This window comes from Candidatus Protofrankia datiscae (genome assembly GCF_000177615.2).
Classification (GTDB): Bacteria; Actinomycetota; Actinomycetes; order Frankiales; family Frankiaceae; genus Protofrankia; species Protofrankia coriariae.
In genome coordinates this window covers 3,779,122-3,800,397 of sequence record NC_015656.1, presented here as the reverse complement: position 1 = coordinate 3,800,397, position 21,276 = coordinate 3,779,122, and the positions used below count along the sequence as shown (strand labels likewise).

Below are 21,276 nucleotides of genomic sequence, written 5' to 3'. Positions count from 1 at the left end.
CGGCATTTCCTCAGGGCTCGCTGGGCAGGGCGTTGGCCGTGTCGATCCGGCGTCCGGCGAGGCGGGCGACCACACGACCGGTGACAGGAAGTTCCAGGGGGACCAGCGCGTAGGGCGGATAGACCAGCCGCTTGCTTCCGCGCTCAAGGGCCCGCACGATCGCGGCCGCCATCGAGTCCGCCGAGACCGGTGGAATCGTCTTCGGGACGCTGCCGCGCCATGGGAGCTCGTCCACGTCGCGGAGAGCCGTGTCAGTGCCGCCCGGGATCACCTCGAGCACACGGATCGGCGTGGTGGCGAGCTCCTCGCGCAGTGATCGCGTCGCCTGCCCGAGGGCGGCCTTCGACGAAGCGTAGTACCCCAGCAGCGGCAAGGGGACCGACTGAATCGTCGAGGTGACGTTGACAACGGTGCCACGTCCTTGGCCGCGCATCGCGGGGATCGGCGCGGCACTGAGCGCGATCGGCGCCCAGAAGTTCGTCTCGAAGACAGCGCGGGCGGCCTCGGTATCGGAGTGCAGGCTGAGCGCGCCGGTCAGGCTCGTCCCCGCGTTGTTGATCAGGACGTCGACCGCACCGAGCTCCCCGAGCGCGCGGTGCGCCACGTCGGTCGCCGATTCGGCCGAGGCGAGGTCGGCGGTCAGGACGACCGGGGGCGCGGCGCCCGTCGCGGAGATCTCCACGGCGAGCTCGTCGAGCAGGTGGGTGCGTCGAGCCACGAGTGCGAGGTGTGCGCCCTTGGCCGCGAGCTGTGTGGCCAGGGATCGTCCGATGCCGCTGGACGCTCCGGTCAGCAGCACACGCCTTCCGGCAACGGGGTCGTGAGTTCTCACAGCGGGGTTCCTCTTCTCGGGGCGGCTCGACGGACTGCACGTGGCGGTGTCTCGTCCCGTCGTGTCTTGTGCATTGACGCTTCTGCAGGTGCCACTTAGCATCCTAGTTGATTGATAATCAGTCAACAGGAGTCATGGAATGCGGCCGCTCAGGGAATCGGGCTCTTCCCAGTTGGCCGGAATCGAACGGGTCTGCCGGCAGAACGGTGTATCGGCCAGTACGGGGGCTGTTTCTGCAGGTCAAAGCTGCTGCCCCCTGGCGGCCAGCTGAAGATCTTCTGACAGCCTCTGACGTAGCGGGTGATTCCCCATGGTTTTCTGGGGTCTGGCTACTCGCCGCCGATGGTGTGGCAGGTGAGGAGGTTGGAGGTGAACCGGGCGATGGTGTGGGTGAGCCCGGGGTGCGCGCGTGGGTGTGGAGTCTCTGATCTCGTCAGGTGAAGGACCGTGGCCAGGGTCTCCTCGGCGAGGTCGGCGGCCGTGGCGAGGCCTCAGGCGCGGCCCTCTTTCACGAGATGGTCGAGGGCGATGGCGGCGTGGCGGTATTCGCCGGCAACGGCGAGAGCGGCTTCTCCGTCGTTGGGCTGGTGTGCCTGCGGCATCATGTCGTAGGCGGGGCTGAGGGGCATCGACCCGTCGGGCCGGTGCACCAGGGAGATGTTCTTGGCGTGCAGGTCGAGGTTGCCCACAGCGACCGAGAGCACGATCAGCCTGAACAGGCGCTCCAGCGAACCGCGGTCACCGGCGGCGGAGAACACCCGGGCGATGCGCTCGAGGCTCACGCGACCGCCGTACTTCTGGTATTTCTGGTCGCCCGCCACGCCGAGGACCTGGTTGAAGTCCTCCTGGTGGATGCGGCCCTGCGGGGCGTCGGGGGAGCGGTCGTAGCGTTCGACGACCACTGCCGGTACGCCTTCGAATTCCCCGATCCAGGTCGAATGGGTCGAATAGAAGGTGAGACCGGTGGCCCGCGCGAAGCGCGCTCCGAACTCCTCGTCGTAGATCGAGGTCGGGTAGTCCCGGGACTCCGGCTTGAGGATGTGGCTGGACGGCCAGCCGTCGATCACCCGGTTCCAGCGCCGGCTGTTTCGGCTCGCCGGGGACGTCTGGGTCCCAGCTCTGGAGGGCTCCGGCAACGTCGCGACCGTAACGGCGCGGCAAGCCGATGACGTCCTGTTCGGCGACGCAAGCCTGCCGCGCGAGGCGGGAGAGCATCCGTCCTTCGGGGAGCAGTTCGCGGAAGAAGTTCTGCCGGCGTTCCTTGCGTGCCCGCACCTGTACCGCCGTGAGCGGGATTGCCGCCGACAGGATGGTGCTGTCGATGCCGAACTCGGCGGTCGCGCGGGGCCCGTGACGAAGTCGAAGGTGCGCCACGGACCGGTGAGCACACCCACCCGCGTTCCGTACAGTTCGACGACCAGGTCAGCCATCTTCGTCCCGGGGCGTGATCGTCGTGCTCAGTTCCATGCCGGTCTCGCGCATGGCGGCGAAGAGGCGGTCCATCACGATTGATGGCTTGCCGGCCTCAAGCTCCCAGATGTACTTCTGCGTGGTGCCCAGCCGACGGGCGAGCTCACGCTGGCTCAGCCCGGCGAGCAGCCTGGCCTGCTGCAGGATGCGCCCCAGCGACTCGGCGCTCGTGACCTTCCCCGTGTACGCCATGATCCCGCCTGACTCCGATATCGCCGTCACGATAGGCGACCACCTTATCGGAGTCAGTTGCCATGACGGCGATATCAACGTCATACGGAGCGTCGCCAAGGCCGGCTACCGAGCCAGAACACGAAACCCGTAGCCGTGGCGCCGGCCGGAGTGGTCATCACTTCGCCAGTATCTCAAGGCAACCATGGGAGAGCAGGCAAGCTTGCCTTGTAGAGCGAATTGACTGATGCAGTCAAAGGGCACCTGAAGGCAATAAAGATCTTGAGTGGGCGCTGCCGTGAGCTTCGGAGACTGCCTCCGTCCGGGAGTGTCGGGTCATCTGGTGTTCTGGCGTACGTTGGCGGCGGGCTGCGGCAGGGCGGGGCTATCGGGCCAGAGAGCGCCGTTCCCCGCGCCGTCCCACGCCGCTGGCCGTCCGCCTTCGTGTGCACAGCCGCGGCCGTAGGTGAAAACTGTGGTTATGGCGACGGTTTTCACCTACGGCCTCTGCACCTGTAGGTGAAAACCGTGGTTGCTACAGCGGTTTTCACCTACGGCTGGTAGGTGTTGGCGGGGATCCGGGTGGACGCCCCGTTCCGTGGCCTGCGCGAGTCGCGGGCCACGGCGGAGGCAGGGCGTCAGTAGCGCGTCGCCGCAAGCGGCGCGCTCCGGCGCCGCTTTTCCGTGTCTCAGGCGTTCGGGTGTCTCAGGCGGCGGAGGCGGCGGCGGGAGCGGGGGCGGGGGCGGGGAGGCCGAGGTTGTCGCGCAGGGTTGTGCCGGTGTATTCGGTGCGTAGGGAGCCGCGTTCCTGGAGGAGCGGGACCACCCTGTCGACGAACTCGTCCAGGCCGGTGGGGGTCAGGTGGGAGCCGAGGATGAAGCCGTCCGAGCCGTCGTTCTGGACGAAGGAGTCGATGCGTTCGGCCACCTGCACCGGCGTGCCGATGAACTCGGTGCGGCTGAAGACGTGGATGGCTAGCTCGCGCAGCGAGTAGTTGTTCGCCTCGGCCAGCGCCCGCCAGCCGGCCACCGTCTCGTGCGGGTCCTGGGCCAGGCGCGCCCGGCCCTGGATCGTCAGGGGGGCCTCCGGGTCGGGGCCGACATCCGGCAGCGGGCCGTCGGGGTCGTAGCCGGAGAGATCACGGTTCCAGACGGTCTCGAGCAGGATCTGCGCCGTCCGGCCGCTGACCTGCGTCCGGGTGATCTCCCGGTGCCGTTCGACGGCTTCGGCCTCGGTGTCGCCGAGCACGAACGACGCCGAGGGCAGCAGCTTGACCGAGCCGGCCGGACGGCCCTGGCGCAGCGCCCGGGCCTGGATGTCCTGGTAGAACTCCCGCGCCTCGGGCAGGTGGCGGTAGGGGGAGAAGATCGCGTCCGCGCTGCCGGCGGCGAAGTCCCGGCCCTGCGGGGACACCCCGGCCTGCAGGACGCCCGGACGGCCCTGGGGGCTGCGCGGGACGTTGAAGTGCCCGGAGATGTCGAACTGCTCGCTGTGCTGGCTGAACGCGCCCACGGTGTCGTCGCGGACGAACCGCCCGCCGTTCTTGTCGGCCACCACGGCGTCGGCGGGCCAGGAGTCCCAGAGCTTCCGGGCGGTGGCGAGGAACTCGCCCGCGCGGACGTAGCGGTCGTCGCGGTGCAGGAAGCCGCCGCGGCGGAAGTTCTGCCCGGTGAAGGCGTCGAAGGAGGTCACCACGTTCCAGCCGGCCCGCCCGCCGGAGAGGTGGTCCAGCGAAGCGAGTTGCCGGGCCAGTTCGTACGGCTCGTTGAAGGTGGCGTTGATGGTGCCGACCAGGCCGAGGTGTTCGGTCACCGCGGCCAGCGCGGCGAGCACCGGCAGGCTGTCCGGCCGGCCGACGATGTCCTGGTCGAAGATCAGGCCGAGCCGTTCGCGCAGGATCAGGCCCTCGGCGAGGAAGAAGAAGTCGAACCTGCCGCGTTCGGCGGTCCGGGCCAGGTGCTGGAACGAGGAGAACGCGATCTGGCTGCCGGCGGCCGGGTCGGACCACACCGTGTGATGGTTCACGCCACCGAGATAGGCGCCGAGGATGATCTGCTTGCGGGGCTTGCTCATACGTACGCTCCAGGCGCTCGATATCAGCCGGCGGGTCGTCAGGCGGCGGCGTAGCGGTTGGCGGGCCTGGGCAGCCCGAGCAGGCCGCGCAGCGTGTCCGCCTCGTAGGCGGTGCGGAACAGGCCGCGCTGTTGTAGCTCCGGGACCAGCGTGCGGGTGATCGCTTCCAGGTCGTGCGGGATCGCCCCGGGCCGCAGCCGGAAGCCGGACAGGCCCGCGCGCTGCCAGTCCCGCAGCAGGTCGGCGAGTTCGGCGGGGGTGCCGGTGAACACCAGCGCGTCGCTGCCGTACTCGCTGCCGGCCAGTTCGTCCAGGCGCTTGCGGCGGTCGTTCGCCGCCGTCGCGGCGGTGTCGAGGAAGACGACGAGATCACCGAAGACGTGCACGTTCTCCGTCCGTCCGGCGGAGTGCTGCTCGGCCCGGACCTCCTCGACGATCGCGCGCGCGTCGTCGGTGTCCCGCGGGGTCACGTAGACGACGTCGGCCGAGCGGGCACCGAACCGGTAGGGCAGCGTGCTGTGCGCGAGCGCGGTGACCAGCGGCTGCCCCTGCGGTGGCCGCGGCACGATCGACGGGCCGCGGACGCTGAACCACCTGCCCTTGAAATCGATGTAGTGCAGTTTCTCGCGGTCGATGAACCGACCGGTGGCGGCGTCGCGGATCTCCGCGTCGTCCTCCCAGCTGTCCCACAGCTGGCGGACCACCTCGACGAAGTCGCCGGCCTCCTCGAAGTACTCGGCGACCAGCGCCTGGCCCTCGGGTGTCGCGTAGTCCTCGAGCCGCAGGCGGGGGATGTCGCGGCGGCCGAAGTGGGAGTTCTCGCTGGGACGCGACAGCTGCGCCCGCCAGCCGGCCCGGCCGGTGCTGACGTAGTCCAGGGTCGCTACCGCCTTCGAGACGTGGAACGGCTCGGCGTGGGTGACGGTCGCGGTCGGGACGAGCCCGATGTGCGCGGTCAGCGGCGCGACCCGGGAGGCGATCAGCACCGCGTCCAGGCGCCCGCGCACCTGGTCGGTCCGCCCGTCCGGCCCGTCATAGCGGGAGGACTGCACGCCGAGGGCGTCCTCGATGGTGACGAAGTCCAGCAGCCCGCGCTGGGCCTCGGCGACCAGGTCGACCCAGTAGCGCGGGGTGAACAGCTCGAGCGGGCGCGCCCGCGGCTCCCGCCAGGCCGCGGGATGCCAGCCGGTACCGTCCAGCGCGACGGCGAGATGAAGTGGAAAGAGCGCGGGCATCAGACGTGTCGTCCCCTTCTCTTCTTTTTCTCTTTTTACTTCTCGGGTGTTTCCTGGGTGCTTCCCGGGCTCCGGGTGTGTCTCGTCGGCCGGCAGGGTTCCGTGACGGCGCGGGAAACGGCCGATGCAATGGCATCGAAACGGCGTCCGACACGGGGTGTCGATCGGTGTCCGCTCATCTCGGCAGGCCGCCGGCAGCACGGTGGGATCTTTTTACTTCCGGGCCCGGGTTACCCGCCGGATCGCAGCCACTGCCTTTCCTCGCCGACGCCGCTGGTCAACAGGTGTCAGCTACGGGAAATCGGAACACGGCCGCCTGGAACGCGGGACGACATGAATGACATGAACGGCATGTACACGGGCCTGACATCGCCGTACCGCACTGACGGGTGGACCGGCTGACGCTCCGTCAACGACAACAGAGAGAGCTTGCGAGACGAGAGAAGTCGAGGTACCTGCGGGTGACGAACGTTCCCCGCGCCGACGCGCTCTTCAACGCCGGCATGCTCGTCACCGCTCCGGCACTTTTCGCCGCCCGCGTACTTTTCGCTGCGCACGTCACTGCACATGCACTCTTCAGTGCCACAACTAGACCGTAGCCGAGGGTCGCGCGCGGCGCAATGACGCCGGCTCACGGGATTGCCGCGGCCGCCCGCGCGGGACCGTGTATCCACGCCCGTCCGTCGCGCGGCGGCACGTCTTTCATTTATTCCCTCTGCGTCCTTGTCACTTCCGCATGTGTTCGTACTGCTTCCGTGTGTGTTCGCGCCACGATGTAGTGGGCGTTGCGCCCGCTGCTGGAGCCACGGACGAGCCGGTCCGGGACGAGCCGGTCGAGCGCGCGCTTCGCCCCGGCCTGGGTGAGGCCGGCCAGGGCCGCAAGGGCCGGGTAGCGGCATACCTGCGAGAGCAGGTGCGTGCGGCGGGCTGGCGGCTCGGCGTGGGGAGGACAATCAGCTCTCGTGCGGCCAGATCCGGTACAGCCAGATGCTGTACAGCCGGATCCCGCGCGGCCGGGCCCGGCGCGGCTGGGGGCGACGCGGCTGGGGGCGGCCGTGGCGAAGTACGAGCCGTGGATGCGCCGCGCCCTGGAGATGGCGCGGGCGCTGCCGGACCCGGGAGCCGGCGATCCGCCCGTCGGAGCGGTGATCTACGGCCCGGACGGACGGGAGATCACTGCCGCGCACCACGACCGGCAGCGGACGGCCGACCCGACTGCCCACGCGGAGATCACCGTGCTCCGGCGGGCCGGGCGCGCGCTCGGGACGTGGAAACTCGACGGCTGCACCCTGGTGACCACACTCGAGCCCGGGGTGATGGCCGCCGGCGCCGTCGTCCTCGCCCGGATGCCGCGGCTGGTCATCGGCTCGTGGGACGAACGCAACGGTGCCGTCTGCTCCCAGTGGGATCTCGTGCGTGACCCGAGACTGAACCACTTCGTCGAGGTCATCCCCGAAGTCCTCAAAGCCGAATGCGACGCGCTGCTCAACCGCCACCTCGGCCCACGCCAGTCATCCGGACGCGGCTGACCGGGTGGCCTCGATACGCGCGGCTTGGCGCCAGGATGAAACGCGGGTCAGCGCAGGCGGGTGGGGATGCCTGCGACGACGTGCCAGACCTCGTCGGACTCGGCCGCGACCGCGGCGTTGAGGCGGCCGAGGGCATCGCGGAAGCGGCGTCCGACCGCGGTTGCCGGCACGACCCCGGAGCCGACCTCGTTGGTCACCGCGATCACGTGCCGACGGGTGTCCCGCCAGGCAGCCAGCAACTCCCGGAGCCTGGTGGGCCATTCCCCGGCCGACGTTTCGCCAGTCGCCGTTTCGCCGGTCGCGCCGTCGTCGGACGGACTGTTCCCGGCCCGGTGGCCGTCGTCCGGATGCTCCTCGCTCAGGTGGGCGGTCAGCCACAGGGTGAGGCAGTCGATCAGCAGCGGTGGGCCGTCCGCGCGCAGCAGCGGTGGTAGATCGGTTGTCTCCAGCGTCGTCCAGTGGGACGGCCGGCGGGTGCGGTGGGCGGCCACCCGCGCCGCCCAGTCGGAGTCGCCCGGCGGGACCGGGCCCGCCGTGGCCACGTAGACCACCTCCGGCCAGGCGGTGAGCCGTCGTTCGGCTTCCGCGGACTTCCCCGACCGGGCACCCCCGGTGATCAGGACGCGATACGGCCGGGGCGGGCCCACCGGGGGCCGTGTTCCGCGGAACACGGTGCGCTCGGGCCGGCCGCCGCCATCGGTACCGGCGGTGCCAGTGCCGCCAGCGCCAGTGCCGGCTGGCCCGAGCACGCCATTGGACGTAGTGCTGCCGGGCGCGCCGCTGGCTACGACGGTGCCGAGGACGTCGCCGCCGGCGGCATCGAGGACGTTGCCAGGGGCGGTGGTGCCGCGGACGCCACCGGTGCCGGTGCCGGTGGCGATGACGGTGCCATCGGGATAGAGGTGCGCGCCCATCAGCGCCAGCCGCCGGGCGAGTTCGTCGCCGGGCGGGTTGCGGTGGCTGAGATGGACGGCGACGACCCGGGTCGTTTCGACCACGGCCTCCCGCCGCCGCAGCCGCGCGAGGACGTCGGCGAACGTCGCCAGGTCGAGATGGTCGCCGAAGCCGGGCCGGTCGCCGTTGTTCTCCTCCATCAGCACGACGTCGAAGGCGCGTCCGGTCAGCGCGTCCAGGGTCGCCGGTGGCAGCGGCGCGGCGGTGTCGCAGGCGTAGAGCAGGCGTCCGCCGTCAGGGGCCGTGATGTCGTAGAGCAGCGCCGGGCCCACGAACGCGGCCCCGTGGTTGGCCGCCAGCGCGCGGATCTCGAAACCGTCCAGTGACAGGACGTCACCGGCGTGTGCCAGCCGGAACCGCAGCGCCCCCGTGTCCCCGTCCGGGGGCGCCACGAAGGGACGGCAGGCGTCCAGCGAGGCGGGCGGCCCGACGACGTCCAACGGACGGGTGGCCACCGTCGACCACGTCCGCCACAGCAGGGCCGCGGGGCCGGTGTGATCGCCGTGGGCGTGGCTGAACAGCAGGTGACGCACGTCGGCGAGCCGCACCCCGAACCTGGTGGCGGCGCGCGGCACGTCCGGCCCGCAGTCGATGAGCAGGCGGTCGTCGACGAGCACCGCGGTCTGGGTGCGCACCTGGTGTTCGCGGGCCCACTCGCAGGACGCACACCCACACCACGGGTTGGGCCAGCCGTCGGCCGACCCCGTGCCCAGCAGCCTCAGGCGCACTGGCCCGGACGCCTACGGGTGCGGATGGCGCCTGCGGTCGGCCAGCGTCATGAGCGCGATCACGACGCCGAGGAGCACGATCGCGCCGATCGTGACCAGCCCGACCTGCCACCAGACCAAGGGCGCCTCGTGCGACTCGGCGGTAGCCTCCGCGAGCAACGTCGTGACACCGTGCGAAGTCATGATCACGGTCTCCTTCCTCTGTGTCGACTGGCCCGGCCGTCCGACGGATCGTATGGGGTGTTTCCGTTCACCGGCCACCTGTCCGCCCGGCTACCGCCGCTGACCAGCGGCCACGCTCCGGATCCGCCACCGGTCGTCTCCTCCGGGCCCACCGTCGGTGTTGGATGGTGTCCGACGGACAGCGCGACGAGGACCGACGACCTGGACAAGGGGGCCAACGGTGAGCTGGACCTGGCGTTTCGAGACGGAGGACGGTGGGGCGGTCACTCCCGCTGGCTCGTTGCCGTCGGAGTCGTTCCCGACCCAGAGCGACGCCGAGACCTGGCTGGGAGAGATCTGGCAGGAGCTGCTGGCCGCCGGCGTCCAACAGGTGGTGCTCCACGAGGGCGATCGCAGAGTCTACGGCCCGATGAGCCTGCGCTCCGTCGACTAGCGGCCGTCGACCAGCGGCCCTGCCGCCGAACGCGCCGATCGTGTCTTGCGGGCGTTCGGCGGCCCGTGCCTGGTAGACCCACCGGTCAGGCCCACGGCCGCGGGCCTGACCAGGCTGGCTGGGCCGGGCGGCTAGCCGACGATTTCCGGATCGGTGACGACCACGCCGTCGAGCACGGAGTCGATGCGGGCCAGCAGGTCGGGGTCGAGCTTCACTCCGGACGCCCTGACGTTCTCGTGGACCTGCTCCGGCCGGGACGCCCCGATGATCGCCGACGCCACGTTGTCGTTCTGGAGCACCCAGGCCACCGCGAGCTGGGCCGGGGACAGGCCGGCGTCGGCCGCGACGGGCAGCAGGTCCTGCACCCGGGCGAGGACGTCGTCGCCCAGCAGCCGCTGGATGAAGTGCCCGCCGGTCGTACTGGTGGCGCGGGTGTCCACCGGCGGCGGCTGGCCCGGCCGGTACTTGCCGGTGAGCACGCCCTGCGCGACCGGTGACCAGACGATCTGGGAGATGCCGGCGGCCCGGGAAGCCGGGACGACCTCGGCCTCGATCGTGCGCCACAGCAGCGAGTACTGCGGCTGGTTGGAGATGATCCGGTCGAAGCCCAGTTCGTCGGCTGTCCGCACCGCGTCCGAGATCTGCGCGGCGCTCCACTCCGAGACGCCGACGTAGAGGACCTTGCCGGCCCGCACGAGGTCGTCGAAGGCCCGCAGGGTTTCCTCCAGCGGCACGGTCGGGTCGTACCGGTGCGCCTGGTAGAGATCGACATAATCGGTGCGCAGCCGCCGCAGCGACGCGTGGCAGGACTCGATGATGTGCTTGCGGCCGAGGCCCCGGTCGTTCGGGCCGGGGCCGGTCGGCCAGAAAACCTTGGTGAACAGCTCGTAGGACTCCCGGCGGACGCCGTCGAGCGCCTCGCCCAGCACGGTCTCGGCGCGGGTGCCCGCGTAGACGTCGGCCGTGTCGAAGGTGGTGATGCCCTCGTCGAGAGCGGCCTGTACACAGGCGAGCGCCTGGTCCCGTTCGACCTGGTCACCATGGGTGATCCAGTTACCGTATGAGATCTCGCTGACGGACAGTCCGCTACGCCCGAGTCGTCTGTGCTCCACACAGTCACCTTAGAACGCCTGTGCCCCGAGACGCCCGGCCGTGAAATCACACGTTCATCGTTGGCCGTCCCGACGGCTCACCCGGGGCCGGGGCATCCGCCAGCGGGGAGGCAGGAGCGCGCGCTGCACCGAGTAGGCCCGGACCCGGACTCGCGAGTCCGGGTACTTCCGTGCCACCCGACGGCTGACCTGGCGGGCCAGGACCACCGAGTCGACGGCCACCGCGAGCAGGCCCAGCAGCATCAGCGAGGTGGTGACCAGCCGCACGTACGCGTTGGGGACGATGCCACCGAGGAAGTACACCAGGGCGGCGGCGAGGAAGAACGGCCCGATGTTGCGGCGGGTGTCGACGAAGTCCCGGGCGAGCGCCCGCTCGGGGGCGCGCTCGCGCGGCGGCAGCCTGCTGACGTCACCGGAGAGCATCGCCGCCCGGTACTCCCGGCTCGACCGGCGGCGCTCCTCGCGGACGCGGGCCCGGGCCTCCTTGCGGGACGTCGGGGTGGGCAGGGCGCCGCCGCGTGCGCGCGCCGCCCGCGCCTGGCTGCGCTTCGGGGTGGGACGGCCCTTCCCCACCCCGTTGCCCGGCCGGTTCCCACGTTCGGTGTCGGCGGTGGGGGGAGCGGAGTCGGCCGTGGCCACCGGTGTGTCCGCGGTGTCCGCGGTGTCCGCGGTGTCCGCGGTGTCCGCGGTGTCCGCGGTGTCCGCGGTGTCCGCGGGATCGTCGGAGACGGACGTGCGTCGTTTCAACAGTGCCATCAGGGCAGCGCCAGCATCTGGTCGAGGGCCTTCCGGGCGTATGCCGCGACGTCGGGGTCGACCGTGATGCGGTTGACCGTCTCGCCGCGGACCAGGGATTCAAGGGCCCACACGAGGTGGGGCAGATCGATACGGTTCATGGTGGAGCAGTAGCACACCGTACGATCCAGGAAGACGACGGTCTTGTCAGGGTGCCGGTTGGCCAGCCGCTGCACCAGGTTCAGTTCGGTGCCGACGGCGAACCGGGAGCCGGGCGGGGCCTCGTCCACCGCCTTGATGATGTACTCCGTCGAGCCGACCAGGTCCGCGGCGGTGACGACCTCGTGCCGGCACTCGGGATGCACCAGTACGGTGATGCCGGGTATCCGGGCGCGCACCTCGTCGACGCAGCCGAGGCTGAACCGGCCGTGCACCGAGCAGTGCCCCTGCCACAGGATCATCCGGGCGTCCCGCAGCTGTTCGCGGGTGAGGCCGCCGCCGGGGCGGTGCGGGTTGTAGACGACGCAGTCGTCCAGCGACATCCCCATCTCCAGCACGGCGGTGTTGCGGCCGAGATGCTGGTCGGGCAGGAACAGCACCCGCTCGCCGCGCCGGGCCGGCCCGAACGCCCATTCCAGCGCCCGGCGGGCGTTGGAGGACGTGCAGATGGTGCCGCCGTGCCGTCCGGTGAACGCCTTGATGGCGGCGGAGGAGTTCATGTAGCTCACCGGGACGGTGCCCTCGGCGAGGCCGGCGTCCGCGAGCGTCTCCCAGGCCTGTTCGACCTGTTCGGCCGTGGCCATGTCGGCCATGGAGCAGCCGGCGGCGAGATCGGGCAGGATCACCTGCTGGTGGTCGCCGGTGAGAATGTCGGCGCTCTCCGCCATGAAGTGCACGCCGCAGAAGACGATGTGCCCGGCCTCGGGCCGGGCGGCGGCCTGCTGGGCGAGTTTGAACGAGTCGCCGGTGACGTCGGCGAAGGCGATGACCTCGTCCCGCTGGTAGTGGTGGCCGAGGACGAAGACGGAGTCACCGAGGGCGGCTCTGGCCGTTCTCGCCCGTTCGACGAGCGTCGGGTCGGACGCGGGCGGCAGCGCGCCGGGGCAGTCGACCCCGCGTTCACTGTCGGGATCCGAGCCGCGTCCGAGTAGCAGCAGCTCGAGCGGCCCGGCCAGGGGCCGGGAGCGTGGCGGGGCCGGCGGTGTGACCGGAGGTGTTCCCGGCGCCGCGACGCCGGCGCGTTCGAGCGCGGGATGGGTCGTCATGCTCGCTCCTGAGGTCGACCGGCTGTCCGTGGCCTGGCCGCACGCATGGGGACGTATGGTCGGTAAGACTCTAACTCGCCACGGCCCTGTACCGCACCGTCTGGGACCTTCTGCCGTACCGCGCGGGACGAGTTCGTGATCACAGCCGCGGGTCGTGTGCTTGGTCGTGCGCGGACGACCTGCGTACGATGGGAAGGCAATCGCGGCGGGCGGTGTTCCATCCAGGCGTGTGCAACGGCTCGCTGGTGAGGACGGGAGGACTGTCGTCGCGACGGCACGAACGGCGACCGTGCATGAAGGGTGGCGTCGCGGGCATCCCATGTTGTTGCCTACAGTGATGCGCACGTACTGGATGCGCACGTATTGCGAGTAGCCGAATACCTCTGGCATCCCTGCACACGTATCCAATCGGCCGAAGGAGGAGCGACGGTGGCTGCCGTCGTGACTCCCCACGCCCCAGGGAATATTCACTAGGGAGCAGCCTCCATGACAGTCCAGGACACGACGACCGATACGGCGACCGGCGTGGACACAGCGACTCGTTCGAACACCGTCATCCTGACCGACGTGGCCGCGCACAAGGTGAAGGGCCTGCTCGAGCAGGAGGGGCGTGAGGACCTCCAGCTGCGGATCGCCGTCCAGCCCGGCGGCTGCTCCGGCATGCGCTACCAGCTCTTCTTCGACGAGCGGCAGCTTGACGGCGACACCGTCCTCGACTTCTCCGGTGTCAAGGTCGCGGTCGACCGGATGAGCGGCCCGTACCTCGGCGGGGCGACGATCGACTTCGTCGACACGATCGAGAAGCAGGGCTTCACGATCGACAACCCGAACGCGGCGGGCTCCTGTGCCTGCGGCGACTCCTTCCACTGATCCCTGGCGCCCTGCTGGTTCCCGGGGTCGGGCGCTGATTTCTGGGGCCCGGCCGGGCGTGTTGCCATGGTCGGGGTGGCGGTAGGCGTCCGTCGCCGAGGCGACATCAGCCGGTGGGTCCGGTCCGGGGTGCCGGACAGCGCCGGGGTTGCCGACGGTGTCCGTTCGGTGTGGCGTCGATGGTGGCGTGGGTTGTGACGTGTGGCCGGCTGGGAGTGGCCAGCCGGCCACACGTCTGCCGTGTCCAGATGTCGGATGGACCCGGCAGTTACGGACGATGGCCAGGTAGAATCACGCATCGTGCCTATTGCCGTTACGGGTTCCATCGCGACCGACCATCTCATGCGCTTTCCGGGCCGGTTCGCCGAGCAGCTACTGGCCGACCAGCTGGACAGGATCTCCCTGTCGTTCCTTGTCGACGACCTGGTCATCCGGCGCGGGGGAGCGGCCGCCAACATCTGTTACGGGCTCGGACGGCTGGGCCTGCGTCCCGTTCTCGTCGGGGCGGTGGGCGAGGACTTCGCCGACTACCGGTCCTGGCTCGACCGCAACGGTGTCGACACGAACTCGGTGTATGTGAGCGAAATTGCCCACACCGCCCGTTTCGTGTGCACCACCGACGACGACCTCTGCCAGATCGCCTCCTTCTATCCCGGCGCGATGAGCGACGCCCGGCTGATCGAGCTGCGTCCGATCGCCGACCGCCTGGGCAGCCTGGACCTGGTGCTGATCAGCCCGAACGACCCGGAGGCGATGCTCCGCCACACCGACGAGTGCCGCGAGCGGTCGATCCCGTTCGCGGCCGATCCCTCCCAGCAGCTCGCCCGGATGGACGGCCCGCAGATCCGCCGGTTGGTCGACGGCGCGGCCTGGCTGTTGTGCAACGAGTACGAGAAGAGCCTGCTGGAGAGCAAGACCGGCTGGTCGGACACGCAGGTGCTCCAGCGGGTGGGCGTCCGGATCACCACCCACGGCGCGGACGGGGTCGCCATCGAGGCCGTTGGGCAGGCGCCGATCCGGGTGCCGGTCGTGCCCGCCCGGGTCACCCCGGATCCGACCGGTGTCGGGGACGCCTTCCGCGCCGGCTTCTTCGCGGGACGCGCCTGGGAACTGTCGTTGGAGCGCAGCGCGCAGCTCGGCTGCCTGCTCGCCACGCTGGCGCTGGAGACCATCGGCACCCAGGAGTACGAAACCGTTCCGGCCGAACTGGTCAAGCGCCTGTCGGAGACCTACGGCGCGGACGCCGCCGCACAGATCGCGGCGCACCTGTCCACGGCCTGACCAGGGCCCCCCGGGGGGCCGCGGTCCCCGGGGCCACAGCCTGACCGGGGATTCCTGACCGAGGATTCAGGTGAGCCGGCGGACGAGGTAGGCCGTCCCGCCCGTGGGCAGCGCCCGGGTCGCGACCAGCTCCTGAGCGCGCATCCGGCACCAGGCGGGGACGTCGAGGTCCGCGGCCGGGTCGTCCGCCCACAGCACCAGGGTGGCGGCGAGGTCGAGATCACCGATGCGGCGGGCCAGTTCGATGATCGGCAGCGGGCATCGCCGGCCCCGTGCGTCCGCGGTGAACGCCGCCACGTCCCAGTGGATGTCGTCCGTATTATCCGTTTTATTTATATTTTTTGTCATAGCCCGACTGTTCGTCATGGTCCGGTTGTGCATCACGGTCCGGTTGTGCATCGCGGGCCGGTTGTGTGTCACAGTCCGGCGGCCCCGGCCCGTTCGCGGACGCGGGCGACCGCGTCCGGCAGGACCGCCAGCAGGGCGTCGACGTCCCCGCTGTCGGACTCCCGGCCGAAGGACACCCGAATGTTCCCCTGCGTCAACGCACCCATCGCGGCGAGCACGTGGCTCGGGGTGAGCGTGTCGGAGGTGCAGCTGGAACCGCTGCTGACCGCGATGCCCGCCCGGTCCAGTTCGTGCAGCAGCGACTCGCCGTCGACGTATAGGCAGGAGAAGGTGATCATGTGCGGCAGCCGGCCGGCCGGGTCGGGGTCGCCGAGCACCTCGACGTCCGCTATGAGCTCGGGCAGTCGGGCCTGTAGCCGTTCCACATAGCCGGCCAGGCGTGGACCCTCGGTGATGATTTCGTTGGCCCGGGCGTGCAGGGCCGCGGCCGTAGCGACGATCCCCGCGACGTTGGGGAAGCCGGCGACCCGCCCGCCCTCGCGCTCGTCCGCGGGCAGCGGGTTGACCCAGCGGCGTCCGGTGCGCACCACCAGGATGCCCACGCCCGCCGGCCCGCCGAACTTGTGCGCGCTGGCGCTGAGCAGGTCGGCGCCCAGCGCCGTGACGTCCACCGGTATCCGCCCGAGCGACATGGCCGCGTCCACGTGCAGCGGGACGCCCATGGCGTGCAGGACATCCGCGGCCGCAGCCACCGGCTGGATGGTGGCGACCTCGTGGTTGGCGTGCTGCAGGCTGGCCACCGCCGTGTCCGGCGGGGGAGTGAAGCTCACCGGATCGACACGGCCGAACCTGTCCACCCCGATGGTGCCGACCAGGCCGCCGGCGTGCTCGTGCCACTCGGCGGCGTGCAGGACACAGGAGTGTTCCACGGCGCTGACCAGGATGCGGCTGCCGGCGCGGCGGCGGGCCCGGGCCGCGCCGAGCAGCGCGAGCTGGGCCGCCTGGGTGCCCGAGGCGGTGAAGCTGACCTCGTCCGGCCGGGCGCCGATCACCCCGGAGACCGTCTCCCGGGCGGCGTCGAGCAGCATGCGGGCCTGCCGGGCGTCGCGGTACAGCCGGGCCGGGTCAGCCCACCCCTCGTCGATCGCGGCCAGCAGGGCCGCCCGGGCCGTCGGATGCAGAACGGCCGTAGAAGCATGATCGAGATAGGCCGGCACGCCTCCCACGGTATGCCGCCACGTTCACGCCATGCTGGCGCGCGGGCCCGTCTCGCCGCAGGCCCGAAGCGGCGGCCGAGAGCCACGACATAACTGTCCGACCCAGGAAAGATCGCCAAAAGTTTGTCGTTGACGGCCGTTCTGCCGGTCGATGTATCGTCCGGCTGCCCGGACACATCCTGAGAGCCGCCTTATGGATCCGGATGGTCACGACATTTCGTCCAGGCGCTGGTAGACGGTGGGGCGTCCTCTGCCGCCGAGCTGGACGATCAGACCTCGACCGCGCAGCCGACGAAGTGCCCTGCGGATGGTGGGGGCGGTCAGTCCCGGGTCTCTTTCCAGCTCCGAAACGGTCCGCGTTCCCTTGGCGAGAGCCTGGTGGATCCGCAGTTCCGTGGTGTTCAGATCCGTCTCGGCCGGCGTGGCTGTCCTCCGCTGGAGAACGACGGTGAACCGGATGCCGCTGTCGATGTAGTGGGCGGGCGGCAGATGGTATGCGGCGAGCGCGTCGGTAATGGTCGGGATGCCGCTTGCGAGAGCTTCGATGACGCGGGCCCCGGTCTCCGGGGAACGGACGTGCTGGCAGATGGCGACCAGCCTGGCGTTGCGTGCCGAGGTGACGGTGTCCCGGCTGAGGCGGTCGACGGTGATGCCGTACAGCCCGCCCGGATCCGCCACGACGAGGCGGTCCCGCCGCAGCCGTACCTCGACAGCGAGGCCGGCGGACCAGTGGTCGAGATCACGGTGGACCAGGGCGTTGGCGACCAGTTCACGGAAGGCGACGAACGGATAGGTAGGACTGTCGTGCTCGGTACCGTCCGCCTCGGAGACGATCGACGTGTCGAACGTACGTCTGGCCCACAGCAGCGCGGCGTCGAGCATCCGTGGAATGGATCCGGTGATCGTGACCTGGTTCCTGGCGCGTGTTCCAGCGGGATCGGTCGACAGCGGCTCGGCCGATGCCTGGATGACGTACCGGGGAAACCACTGCTGAGGGTGGACGTCGAGCGCGAGCAGGCCGGCGACGGTGGGCCGGCCGTCGGTGAGGACGACGAACGGTTCGCACCTGCCCGCGCGGGGGTTCCGGCCATGTCGTGGTCGCTCAGAACCTCAGCGAGGTCAGGGCTGGGCCGGGCGTGGTGCGGCGGCGCTGTTTCCGGCAGACGCGTCTCCGTTCGCGGACGCCGGTGGGCCGCACGGCGCGTCGGCGTCCATGTGACGTCGATCGATGCGAGCGATGTGGAGTCGTATCTGATTTTCAGACATGCTGGTGGTCGTGCGCACCGTAACGGCGACCGAGGCGTCCCGCGGGTTCTCGGATCTGCTTGACGCGATCGAGGCCGGCGAGACCATCGTGATTACACGAGGCAATCGACCAATTGCGGAAATTGGGCCGGCGCGTCGGCGAACCGGAGCCGATCTTCGAGCTGTGCTTGTCGGCACCACGCCACCGGATGACGCCTTCGAGGCGGACATCGCGCAGGCGGTCGGTCACCTGGCCGTGGACGAGGGCGACCCGTGGGCCGCCGCCTGATCCTCGACACCGGCATCCTCATCGCCTACGAACGGGGAACGGTCGACCGCGCCGCCCTGGACGACGACGAACTCGCGGTCGCGGCCGTGTCGATCGCCGAGTATCGGGTGGGGATCGAACTGGCCGACATCGCAGCCAGGGCCACCCAACGTTCACAGGCACTGGCCGCCATGACATCCGTGCTGGACGTGCTGGACTACACGCAGGGCACGGCCGCTCACCACGCCCGTCTCATCGCGGCCTCACGCCGGATCGGACGGCGTCGCGGCGCCCACGATCTGATTATCGCGGCCCATGCGGCCGAGACCGGACGGATCGTCCTCAGCCGCGACGTCAAAGCCCGTTTTGCCGATCTTCCTGGCGTCCTCGCGGCGGAGGTATAGGCATCCTCCCGCCACGGATTCGGGAAGGCCCCGTCGCCGCGGGTTGTGGCGGGCCGTCTGTCGCACCACAAGCCGACGGCGGGGCGAAAAGGTGGTCCGGCGGGTTGTCCGGGATGCCTTCGTCGGGGCGGGAGGGCTCACCTGTCGGGGCTCTGGCGTGATGCCGGACGGGTAGCTGGGATACGCTCCTGCCGCAGCATCTACAGCTTGTCGAAGAGCCCTGCGTCGACCGGGTTGGTTCGCCCGGGCCGACGCATTCGTGGGAGGCAGGACCTGGTGACCCGATCCTTCGGCCGACCTCGGCCGTTGCCCGCCGATGTCGAGGAAGCGGCCGCCTCCGACGCTGCCCGGGCGGGGAGTACGAACCGCGCGCGAGGTTCTGATCACCGCGCCGCCCGTGCCCGGCCGCGGCGGCGCCGCTTGGCCCTGACGGCCGGGCTCGCGCTGCTCGTCATGACCGCGACCGGGTGTGATGTTCCCAACTTCGGTTTCCCCGACGGAGTGACGGACCAGACACCGCGCATTCTGAACCTGTGGCAGGGCTCCTCGATCGCGGCGCTCGCCGTGGGCGTGTTCACCTGGGGTCTGATCTTCTACGCGATCATCGTGTTCCGGAAACGGTCGGACGACCTGCCGCGGCAGGTCCGGTACAACCTGCCGGTCGAGATCCTGTACACCGTCGTGCCCCTGGTCATCGTCGCCGGGCTGTTCTACTACACGGCCCGGGACGAGATCGAGATCAACCGGCTGCCACCCGACCCGGACGTCACCGTCAACGTGATCGGTTTCCGCTGGAACTGGCAGTTCCGCTATCTCGACACCGGTCGCGACGGCACCGCCCCGATAGAGGTCACCGGCAGGCCCGGCGAGCCGGCCGTCCTGGTGCTCCCGCAGAACCGGACGATCCGCTTCATCGAGACCTCGCCGGATGTGATCCACTCCTTCTGGGTGCCTGAGTTCCTGTTCAAACGGGACGTGGTCCCCGGCCGGATCAACCAGTTCCAGCTCACGATCACCAAGACCGGTACCTTCGTGGGCCGTTGCGCGGAGCTGTGCGGAGTCGACCACGACCGGATGAACTTCTCCGTCAAGGTGGTCCCCGGTGACGAGTACGACCGGTTCATCGCCGAACGGACCCGCCCGGCCTCGGACGTGACCCCGGCCACAGTCACCGCCGCCGGGGCGCCCGCGCAGACATCCGCCGCACCGAGCACCTCCGGGAGCCGACAGTGACACTGGTGCACGAGCCGCCGGCCGGCCACGTCGAGGATCTCCACACCAGGCCGCGGACGAACCTGCTCGGCTACCTGCGGACGACGTCCCACAAGGACATCGCCCTGCTCTACGGCGTGACCTCCTTCATCTTCTTCCTCTTCGCCGGGATCATGGCCGAGCTGATGCGGATCGAGCTTGCCCGGCCTGGTCTGCAGATCGTGTCGAACGAACAGTTCAACCAGTTGTTCACGATGCACGGCACGCTGATGCTGCTGATGTTCGCCACGCCCATGGCGTTCGCGTTCGCGAACTTCCTGATACCGCTGCAGATCGGCTCGCCGGACGTGGCCTTCCCCCGGCTGAACGCGCTGTCCTACTGGTTCTTCCTCTTCGGTAGCCTGACCGTCGTCACGGGCTTCCTGACCCCGGGCGGCGCGGCGGACTTCGGCTGGTTCGCCTACGCCCCGCTGAACAACTCGCTCTATTCGCCGGGGGCCGGCGCCGACCTGTGGATTCTCGGCCTGGCGCTGTCCGGTCTGGGTACCATCCTCGGCGCGGTCAACATGATCACGACGATTCTCTGTCTGCGGGCGCCGGGTATGACGATGTTCCGGCTGCCCATCTTCTGCTGGAACTTCCTGATCACTTCGATCCTGGTGCTGATCGCCTTCCCGGTCCTCACCGGCGCGCTGCTCGCGCTTGAGGCGGACCGCCGGCTGGGCGCGCACATATTCGACGCGGCCAACGGCGGCGCGATCCTGTGGCAGCACCTGTTCTGGTTCTTCGGCCATCCCGAGGTCTACATCATCGCCCTGCCGTTCTTCGGCATCATCAGCGAGGTCCTGCCGGTCTTCTCCCGCAAGCCGCTGTTCGGGTACAAGGGGCTGGTCTTCGCGACGGTCGGTATCGGCGCGCTGTCGGTGGCGGTGTGGGCACACCACATGTTCGCCACCGGGGCCGTCCTGCTGCCGTTCTTCGCCTTCCTCTCCTTCCTGATCGCGGTGCCGACCGGGATGAAGTACTTCAACTGGATCGGCACCCTGTGGCGAGGGCAGATCACCTTCGAGACGCCCATGTTGTTCGCACTGGGCTTTCTCGTGACGTTCCTCTTCGGCGGCCTCACCGGCGTGCTGCTGGCCAGCCCGCCGATCGACTTCCACGTCAGTGACAGCTACTTCGTGGTCGCGCACTTCCACTACGTCGTTTTCGGCTCGGTGGTCTTCGCCGCGTACGCCGGGATCTACTTCTGGTTTCCCAAGGTCACCGGGCGGCTGCTCGACGAGAAACTCGGGAAGATCCATTTCTGGGCGTTGTTCTTCGGCTTCCACCTGACCTTCCTGATCCAGCACTGGCTGGGCGTGAAGGGTATGCCGCGCCGGGTCGCCGACTACTCGCCCACCGACGGTTTCACCACCTACAACACGATCTCCACGGCCGGCGCCTTCCTGTTGGCCACCTCGACCCTGCCGTTCATCTACAACGTCTGGCGTTCGTACAAGAAGGGCGAGCTGGCCGTCGTGGACGACCCGTGGGGCTACGGGAACTCCCTGGAATGGGCGACGTCCTGCCCGCCGCCGCGCCACAACTTCCGCTCGCTGCCGCGTATCCGCTCGGAACGGCCGGCTTTCGACCTGCACTATCCGCAGGCGGCGGGCAGCGTGGACTACCACGCCACGCCTGAAATCAAATAGCCGACCCGTGGGCCGG

The 21,276-nt window shown here is 69.8% G+C and carries 21 protein-coding genes and 1 pseudogene; 8 read left to right on the top strand and 14 right to left on the bottom strand.

Translation table 11 applies throughout. The features are described 5' to 3' along the window. Positions 1–10: 10 nt before the first annotated feature. From FSYMDG_RS15835 to FSYMDG_RS15815, 6 genes and pseudogenes are all read right to left on the bottom strand, one after another. Positions 11–832 carry an SDR family NAD(P)-dependent oxidoreductase gene (locus FSYMDG_RS15835; protein WP_013874410.1) on the bottom strand — a complete coding sequence of 274 codons (822 nt, stop codon included), beginning with the start codon at positions 830–832 and terminating at the stop codon, positions 11–13. 491 nt (positions 833–1,323) lie between these two features. After that, complete coding sequence (locus FSYMDG_RS28640; protein WP_237702801.1) at positions 1,324–1,968, bottom strand: type II toxin-antitoxin system HipA family toxin; 645 nt, start codon at positions 1,966–1,968, stop codon at positions 1,324–1,326. A 43-nt stretch (positions 1,969–2,011) separates the two neighbouring features. After that, a pseudogene (locus FSYMDG_RS30120) lies at positions 2,012–2,107 on the bottom strand (hypothetical protein); the annotation flags it as partial. Positions 2,108–2,254: 147 nt separating this feature from the next. Continuing rightward, positions 2,255–2,524, bottom strand: a complete 270-nt coding sequence (locus tag FSYMDG_RS15825; protein ID WP_237702799.1) for a helix-turn-helix domain-containing protein — start codon at positions 2,522–2,524, stop codon at positions 2,255–2,257. Between the two features lie 655 nt (positions 2,525–3,179). After that, the gene (locus FSYMDG_RS15820; RefSeq protein ID WP_013874408.1) at positions 3,180–4,547 is read right to left on the bottom strand and encodes an NtaA/DmoA family FMN-dependent monooxygenase; all 1,368 of its coding nucleotides are present in this window, start codon (positions 4,545–4,547) and stop codon (positions 3,180–3,182) included. A gap of 38 nt (positions 4,548–4,585) precedes the next feature. Beyond that, positions 4,586–5,782 (bottom strand): LLM class flavin-dependent oxidoreductase, encoded by a 1,197-nt coding sequence (locus FSYMDG_RS15815; protein ID WP_013874407.1) that lies wholly within the window; start codon positions 5,780–5,782, stop codon positions 4,586–4,588. Positions 5,783–6,837: 1,055 nt separating this feature from the next. Here FSYMDG_RS15815 and FSYMDG_RS15810 point away from each other — a divergent pair. Continuing rightward, on the top strand, positions 6,838–7,311 hold the full coding sequence (locus tag FSYMDG_RS15810; RefSeq protein ID WP_013874406.1) for a nucleoside deaminase: 474 nt from the start codon (positions 6,838–6,840) through the stop codon (positions 7,309–7,311). 47 nt (positions 7,312–7,358) lie between these two features. On the opposite strand, the gene FSYMDG_RS28635 is transcribed toward FSYMDG_RS15810, so the two are convergent. Then, a complete protein-coding gene (locus tag FSYMDG_RS28635) occupies positions 7,359–8,993 on the bottom strand; it encodes a bifunctional adenosylcobinamide kinase/adenosylcobinamide-phosphate guanylyltransferase (RefSeq protein WP_013874405.1) in 1,635 nt (544 codons plus the stop codon). Positions 8,994–9,005: 12 nt separating this feature from the next. Next, on the bottom strand, positions 9,006–9,176 hold the full coding sequence (locus FSYMDG_RS26880; protein ID WP_013874404.1) for a hypothetical protein: 171 nt from the start codon (positions 9,174–9,176) through the stop codon (positions 9,006–9,008). 220 nt (positions 9,177–9,396) lie between these two features. Between FSYMDG_RS26880 and FSYMDG_RS15795 the strand changes: the two genes are divergently transcribed. Next, on the top strand, positions 9,397–9,609 hold the full coding sequence (locus FSYMDG_RS15795) for a hypothetical protein (protein WP_013874403.1): 213 nt from the start codon (positions 9,397–9,399) through the stop codon (positions 9,607–9,609). 131 nt (positions 9,610–9,740) lie between these two features. Here FSYMDG_RS15795 and FSYMDG_RS15790 read toward each other — a convergent pair whose 3' ends face one another. Genes FSYMDG_RS15790 through nadA form a run of 3 tightly spaced genes read right to left on the bottom strand, consistent with a single transcriptional unit; the run spans position 9,741 to position 12,721 of the window. Further along, positions 9,741–10,721, bottom strand: coding sequence for an aldo/keto reductase family protein (locus tag FSYMDG_RS15790; protein WP_013874402.1), 981 nt, complete (start codon positions 10,719–10,721; stop codon positions 9,741–9,743). Between the two features lie 54 nt (positions 10,722–10,775). Next, positions 10,776–11,477, bottom strand: coding sequence for a DUF3043 domain-containing protein (locus FSYMDG_RS15785; protein ID WP_013874401.1), 702 nt, complete (start codon positions 11,475–11,477; stop codon positions 10,776–10,778). Further along, a complete protein-coding gene (gene nadA / locus FSYMDG_RS15780) occupies positions 11,477–12,721 on the bottom strand; it encodes a quinolinate synthase NadA (protein ID WP_013874400.1) in 1,245 nt (414 codons plus the stop codon). The genes FSYMDG_RS15785 and nadA overlap by 1 nt, the downstream gene beginning before the upstream one ends. Before the next feature lie 486 nt (positions 12,722–13,207). Between nadA and FSYMDG_RS15775 the strand changes: the two genes are divergently transcribed. Together FSYMDG_RS15775 and FSYMDG_RS15770 are read left to right on the top strand one after the other, a co-directional pair. Further along, positions 13,208–13,591, top strand: coding sequence for a HesB/IscA family protein (locus tag FSYMDG_RS15775; protein WP_013874399.1), 384 nt, complete (start codon positions 13,208–13,210; stop codon positions 13,589–13,591). Between the two features lie 300 nt (positions 13,592–13,891). Beyond that, positions 13,892–14,872 (top strand): carbohydrate kinase family protein, encoded by a 981-nt coding sequence (locus tag FSYMDG_RS15770; protein ID WP_043603795.1) that lies wholly within the window; start codon positions 13,892–13,894, stop codon positions 14,870–14,872. Between the two features lie 66 nt (positions 14,873–14,938). On the opposite strand, the gene FSYMDG_RS15765 is transcribed toward FSYMDG_RS15770, so the two are convergent. The 3 genes from FSYMDG_RS15765 to FSYMDG_RS15755 form a co-directional block, all read right to left on the bottom strand. Then, positions 14,939–15,238 carry a sulfurtransferase TusA family protein gene (locus tag FSYMDG_RS15765; protein ID WP_237702798.1) on the bottom strand — a complete coding sequence of 100 codons (300 nt, stop codon included), beginning with the start codon at positions 15,236–15,238 and terminating at the stop codon, positions 14,939–14,941. A 50-nt stretch (positions 15,239–15,288) separates the two neighbouring features. Beyond that, on the bottom strand, positions 15,289–16,437 hold the full coding sequence (locus FSYMDG_RS15760) for a cysteine desulfurase family protein (RefSeq protein ID WP_043603789.1): 1,149 nt from the start codon (positions 16,435–16,437) through the stop codon (positions 15,289–15,291). Positions 16,438–16,644: 207 nt separating this feature from the next. Then, positions 16,645–17,319, bottom strand: coding sequence for an ATP-binding protein (locus FSYMDG_RS15755; protein ID WP_237702795.1), 675 nt, complete (start codon positions 17,317–17,319; stop codon positions 16,645–16,647). Positions 17,320–17,701: 382 nt separating this feature from the next. Between FSYMDG_RS15755 and FSYMDG_RS15750 the strand changes: the two genes are divergently transcribed. The 4 genes from FSYMDG_RS15750 (at position 17,702) to ctaD (ending at position 21,260) form a co-directional block, all read left to right on the top strand. After that, entirely contained in the window at positions 17,702–17,971 is a 270-nt protein-coding gene (locus FSYMDG_RS15750) for a type II toxin-antitoxin system Phd/YefM family antitoxin (protein ID WP_013874395.1), read from the top strand. Beyond that, on the top strand, positions 17,956–18,354 hold the full coding sequence (locus tag FSYMDG_RS15745; RefSeq protein WP_013874394.1) for a type II toxin-antitoxin system VapC family toxin: 399 nt from the start codon (positions 17,956–17,958) through the stop codon (positions 18,352–18,354). Before FSYMDG_RS15750 ends, FSYMDG_RS15745 begins: the two co-directional genes overlap by 16 nt. Before the next feature lie 276 nt (positions 18,355–18,630). Next, positions 18,631–19,587, top strand: a complete 957-nt coding sequence (gene ctaC / locus FSYMDG_RS15740) for an aa3-type cytochrome oxidase subunit II (protein ID WP_013874393.1) — start codon at positions 18,631–18,633, stop codon at positions 19,585–19,587. Beyond that, a complete protein-coding gene (gene ctaD, locus FSYMDG_RS15735) occupies positions 19,584–21,260 on the top strand; it encodes an aa3-type cytochrome oxidase subunit I (protein WP_013874392.1) in 1,677 nt (558 codons plus the stop codon). Before ctaC ends, ctaD begins: the two co-directional genes overlap by 4 nt. The last annotated feature ends 16 nt before the right edge of the window (positions 21,261–21,276 follow it).